Genomic DNA, 4,945 nt, shown 5'->3' with positions numbered 1-4,945 from the left:
GCGGCCCGCGGTGGTGGTCAGCCAGGCGCCGGGGTTGGGGGGTACGCCGTCGGCCGGCCACCGCTGGACGGCGGTCGCGAACGCCTCGGCGGCGAGCTTGAGCGCCACATCCAGATCGGGGGCCTCCCACACCCAGACGCCGGCGAGGTACTCCTTCGACTCCACGAAAGGCCCGTCGCTGAACACCGCCTGCTCGCCCCGGTTGTCGATGACCGTTGACGCAGTGGTGTCTGCGAGTCCGCCCGCGAAAACCCAGTAGCCGTCGGCGATCAGTCGTTCGTTGAACGCGCTGATGGCAGGCTGCCTGTCCGTGCTGCCGGGATTGCTCTTGTCATCGATCACGGAAACCAGGTACTGCATCTGAAGATCATCTCCTGTGGTGTCAAGACAGCGTGGTTCGGTGGTCAGGGACTTCAAGCCGTTGGCGCATACTGCGGGCGCCCGGCCGGCCGGTAGACCTGGATCGTCACGCCCTTGGAGTCGACGCGCGACTCGACCAGGTCGAGCGCGAGATCCGGGCCCGCGTCGGGGAACAGCCGCGCGCCCTGGCCGAGGATCACCGGGATCACGATCAGAATCATCTCGTCGACCAGATCGTTCTCCAGCAGCCACCGGGTCAGGGCGCCACTGCCGTGCACCTGCAGCTCGCCCCCGGGCTTGGCCTTCAGCTCACTGACGGCCGCCGCGAGGTCACCGCCGAGAACGGTCGTGTCCTGCCAACCCGGCGCGGTGAGCGTGGTCGAGGCAACGTACTTGGGGGCCTCGTGCAAGGCCACGCCGATGGGATGTGCGCGCAACTGGTCGATCGATCCCCAGGAGCCGGCGAACAACTCGTAGGTGCGCCGGCCGAACAGGAACGCCTCGGCGCGCTGGTAGGTCCGCGTGATGAACGCCCTGGTCTCGTCGTCACCCGCCCCCTTGGCCCAGCCGCCACGCTCGAACCCGTTCCTGCGGTCCTCCTCCGACGCACCGCCGTTGCCCTGCACCACTCCATCGATGGTGACCTGAGTCACGGTCGTCAGCTTCATGATCGCGGTTCCCTTCCCTCGGGACGCCCCTCGCGGGCGGCCTCACCCCTGCTACGAACACGACCGTCCCGATCCGACACCCCCTCCCGAACTTTCTTCGAAAACTTTCCGCGACGCCGGCCGTCACCGATCCAACGGGCTGGAGAAGGCGACCATGGTGGATCAGGGCGCGCCGGGTCAGCGAATCCTCCTGCCGGTCTCGGCGCAGGAATAGCCGCCGAGTGCCTCGACCTCGTCACGGAAGCCGGTGCGGTCGAGCAGTGTCCACAGCGGGGCGAGGCGGTCGCCGGTGAGATCGTCGGTGCGCAGCACGAGGTCGTACGGCTCCTGCGCGACGGGGACGAAGTCGAGGTCGAACGCGCGGGCGGCGGCGAGGATCCCCAGGCCGGCGTCGGCGCGGCCGGCGGCCACCGCGGCGGCCACGGCGAGGTGGGTGTGCTCCTCGCGGCCGTAGCCGAGGATGTCGGCGGGGTCGATGCCGCGGCGGGTCAGCTCGTGGTCGAGGAGAACCCGGGTGCCGGCCCCGCGCTGGCGGTTCACGTACCGCAGACCCGGCCGGGTGAGGTCGTCGACCTTGGTGAGCGCCAGGGGGTTGCCGGGCGCGACGATCAGGCCCTGGTCGCGGTGGACCAGCCGGATCACCGCCGTGTCGGCGCCGAGCAGCCTGTCGACGTAGGGCAGCGTGTACTGCCCGGTGGCCGGGTCGAGCAGGTGTGAGCCGGCGAGGTGGCACAGGCCGTCCCGCAGCGCGACCAGTCCGCCGAGCGACCCGACGTTCGACGAGGCCAGCGTGACGAGCGGGTCGTCGGCCCGCAACGCCGACGCGGCGAGGTCGAGCACCAGGTCGTGGGAGCCGATGGCGACGATCGTGCGGTCGATCTCCCCGAGGCCGCGCAGCAGTTCGACCCGGACCTGTTCGCCCGCGTGGTGTCCCTCCACCCCGGACGGCACGACCAGCAGCCCGTCCGCGCGGACCAGGGAGGTGAGCACGCCCGCGCCGCGGGGCAGCGGCGTCGCGACGACCCGGTCCCGCACCCGGCCGAGACGGACCCGGACCCAGTCGTCCATCCCGATGGCCGAGGGCAGTTTGCGCGCCAGGTGCGCGGTGGTGGACGGCCGTTCGCGGGGGGCGGCGCCTTCCAGCTCGGCGAGCAGGGGCGCGGCGAAGATGTCGAAGGTGAGCGCGGCGGACACCGGGTAGCCGGGCACGCCGACGACCGGGGTCCGGTCGACGGTGCCGAGCACGACCGGGTGCCCGGGACGGACCGCGACGCCGTGCACGGCGAGGGTGCCGGCGTCGGCGACCACGCGGGCGGTGTAGTCGTCGCGGCCCGCGCTGGAGCCGGCGATCAGCAGGACCAGGTCGGCGTCGGCGGCCGCGGCGCGGACGGCGTCGGTGATGAGGTCGGGGTCGTCGCGCACGATCTCGGCGACCCGGGCCGCACAGCCGGTGTCGCGCGCCTGCGCGGCGAGCATGAGTGAGTTGGTGTCGAGGATGTCGCCGGGCTCGAGGGAGGCGCCGATGGGCCGGATCTCGTCCCCGGTCGGGATGACCGCCACGACCGGTGCGCGGCGCACGGCCAGTTCGACCACGCCGGCCGCCGCGCAGGCCGCGACGTCCACGGGGCGCAGGCGGTGTCCCGCCGGCAACAGCAGTTCGGCCGCGCTGATGTCCTCGCCGATGGAACGGACGTGCTGGTACGGCGGGACGGCCGCACGCAGCTCGGCCCGGTCACCGACGCGGTGGACGTGCTCGCGCATGACCACCGCGTCGTAGCCGGCGGGCAGCGGGTCGCCGGTGTCGACGACCTCGAAGTCGGTGAGCAGGACCGGCGTCGTCTCGGCGGCACCGACCGTGTCGGCGGCGCGGACCGCGATCCCGTCCATGCCGGCCGAGTCGAACGCGGGTGAGGAACGCCTGGCCCACACCGGTTCCGCCGTCACCCGCCCCACCGCCTCGGCCACCGGCACGCCCACGACCTCGACCCGCGGCGGGCAGCCCGTCGCGGCACGCGCCTCCCGCCAGGCGGCGTGGGCCTCGACGGCCGGGACGTCGGAGACGAAGGGGCTGCTCATCGGTACAGGATGACCTCCACCTCGGCACCCGCGGCGAGCCCGGTCGCCGGTTCGGGCACGACCAGGTAGCCGTCGGCGCGGGTGAGCACGGACAGCAACGCGGACGGCCCGAACACCGGCTCGGCCACGCCCTCGCGCAGCTGGACCTGGACCACGTCGAGCCGGCCGGCGGCCGACGCCAGGTCCCGGGAGAGCCGCGCCCGCGTGCTCGGCGCGGGCGGCGGGGTCTCGCAGCCGGACAGCCGCCACAGCAACGGGATCCCGACCTGGCCGAACACGACCAGCGCGGACAGCGGGTTGCCGGGCAGCCCGATGAGCGGGATGCCACCGCAGTCCGCGAGCAGTGTCGGTTTGCCGGGCTTGATGGCGAGCCCGTGGCACCACACCGAGCCGACCGCCGCGACGGCCCCGGCGGTCTCGTCGCGGGCCCCGACCGAGGACCCGGCCGAGACGACCACCAGGTCGGCGGTGGGCAGCACCTCGGTCAGCTTGTCCTTCAACGCCCCCGGCTCGTCGCTGACGATGCCGGCGACGACCGGCTCACCGCCGGCGTCGACGACCAGCCCGGCCAGTGCGGACGCGGTCGCGTCCCGCACCTGCCCGGCCGACAGCTCCGCCGTGGCCGGCGGGACGACCTCGTCGCCGGTGGAGATGATCGCGACCCGCGGCCGGGCGTGCACGGCGACCGTCGTGACGCCGGCCGCGGCCAGCAGCCCCAGGTCGGGTGCGCGCAACGGCCGGCCGGCCGGCACGAGCGGCGCACCCGCGGCGACGTCCTCGTCCGCCCGCACCAGTCCGCCGCCGGGCGCGACGGGGCGGGTGACCTCGATGGTGCCGGGCATCGTCTCGGCGGTGTACTCGACCATCACGACCGCGTCCGCGCCGTCGGGCAGCACTCCCCCGGTGGGCATCGCCACGCAGCCACCCGGCCGCACCGCGACATCCGGCGCCGCGCCCATGCGGACCGCGCCGAGGAGGTCCAGGTAGGACGGCAGGCCGTCGGACGCGCCGTAGGTGTCCGCGGCCCGCACCGCGTAACCGTCCACCGTGGACCGAACGAAGCCGGGCAGCGACGCGGGAGACGGCACCGGGCCGGCCGGCACCCGGTGCAGCGCCTCGGCGAGCGGCACGTCCTCGACCGGCGTCCGGTGCCCGGGTCGGAACCCCGCACGGGCCTGCGCGACGGTGCGGGCGGTGAAGAACTCCCGGCCGGTCAACGGTTCGGCTGCTCCTTCGCGCCGTCCGGGCGGGGCTGTGGCCGGGCCGCCGCGCCACCCTTGTCGAGTCCGAGCACCGACACCACGGGACCCAGCGCGACCTGTCCGAGCCCGCAGATGGACGTCTTGCGCATCGCTTCCTCCAGCCGCAGGACCTGCGCGCGCTGCCCTTCGGCCAAGGCCGACGAGCCGGTGTCCAACTGCTCGCGCAGCAGCGTGTGCGCCTTCGTGGACCCCACCCGGCAGGGGACGCACTTGCCGCAGGACTCGTTGCGGAAGAACCGGAGCACGTTCGTCGCGGCGGCCAGCAGGTCGGTGCCCTCGGCCAGCACGACCAGCGCACCGGAGCCGAGCATGGTGCCCGCCTCGGCGAGCGTGCCGAAGTCGAGGGCGAGGTCGAGGCGGTCCGGGCCGATGAAGTTCGAGGACGCGCCACCCGGCTGCACCGCGCCGACCGCGGCGCCGCCCTGGACGCCGCCGGCGAGGTCGATGAGCGCGCGGACCGTGGTGCCCATGGGCACGCAGTACACGCCGGGGTTCTCGACGTGCCCGGACACGGCGAAGAACTTCCAGCCGGTCGAGTCGCCCGCGCCCTGGTCGACCCACCACTGCGCGCCGCGCTGC

The 4,945-nt window shown here is 73.9% G+C and carries 5 protein-coding genes; all 5 read right to left on the bottom strand.

Annotated features, from left to right (window positions below; translation table 11 throughout):
* The coding region (locus ACJ73U_RS15260; protein WP_407778275.1) for a YciI family protein at positions 1-417 on the bottom strand (417 nt) is incomplete at its 3' end.
* On the bottom strand, positions 414-1,028 hold the full coding sequence (locus tag ACJ73U_RS15255) for a dihydrofolate reductase family protein (RefSeq protein WP_407778274.1): 615 nt from the start codon (positions 1,026-1,028) through the stop codon (positions 414-416). The genes ACJ73U_RS15255 and ACJ73U_RS15260, both read right to left, overlap by 4 nt.
* A gap of 177 nt (positions 1,029-1,205) precedes the next feature.
* Complete coding sequence (locus ACJ73U_RS15250; protein WP_407778273.1) at positions 1,206-3,104, bottom strand: molybdopterin biosynthesis protein; 1,899 nt, start codon at positions 3,102-3,104, stop codon at positions 1,206-1,208.
* On the bottom strand, positions 3,101-4,321 hold the full coding sequence (glp, locus tag ACJ73U_RS15245; RefSeq protein WP_407778272.1) for a gephyrin-like molybdotransferase Glp: 1,221 nt from the start codon (positions 4,319-4,321) through the stop codon (positions 3,101-3,103). Before glp ends, ACJ73U_RS15250 begins: the two co-directional genes overlap by 4 nt.
* On the bottom strand, positions 4,318-4,945 hold a 628-nt coding region (locus ACJ73U_RS15240), incomplete at its 5' end, for an NADH-ubiquinone oxidoreductase-F iron-sulfur binding region domain-containing protein (RefSeq protein WP_407778271.1). The genes ACJ73U_RS15240 and glp, both read right to left, overlap by 4 nt.

This window comes from Actinophytocola sp. (assembly GCF_045807065.1).
GTDB lineage: Bacteria > Actinomycetota > Actinomycetes > Mycobacteriales > Pseudonocardiaceae > Actinophytocola.
This window is presented reverse-complemented; position numbering and strand designations above follow the sequence as displayed.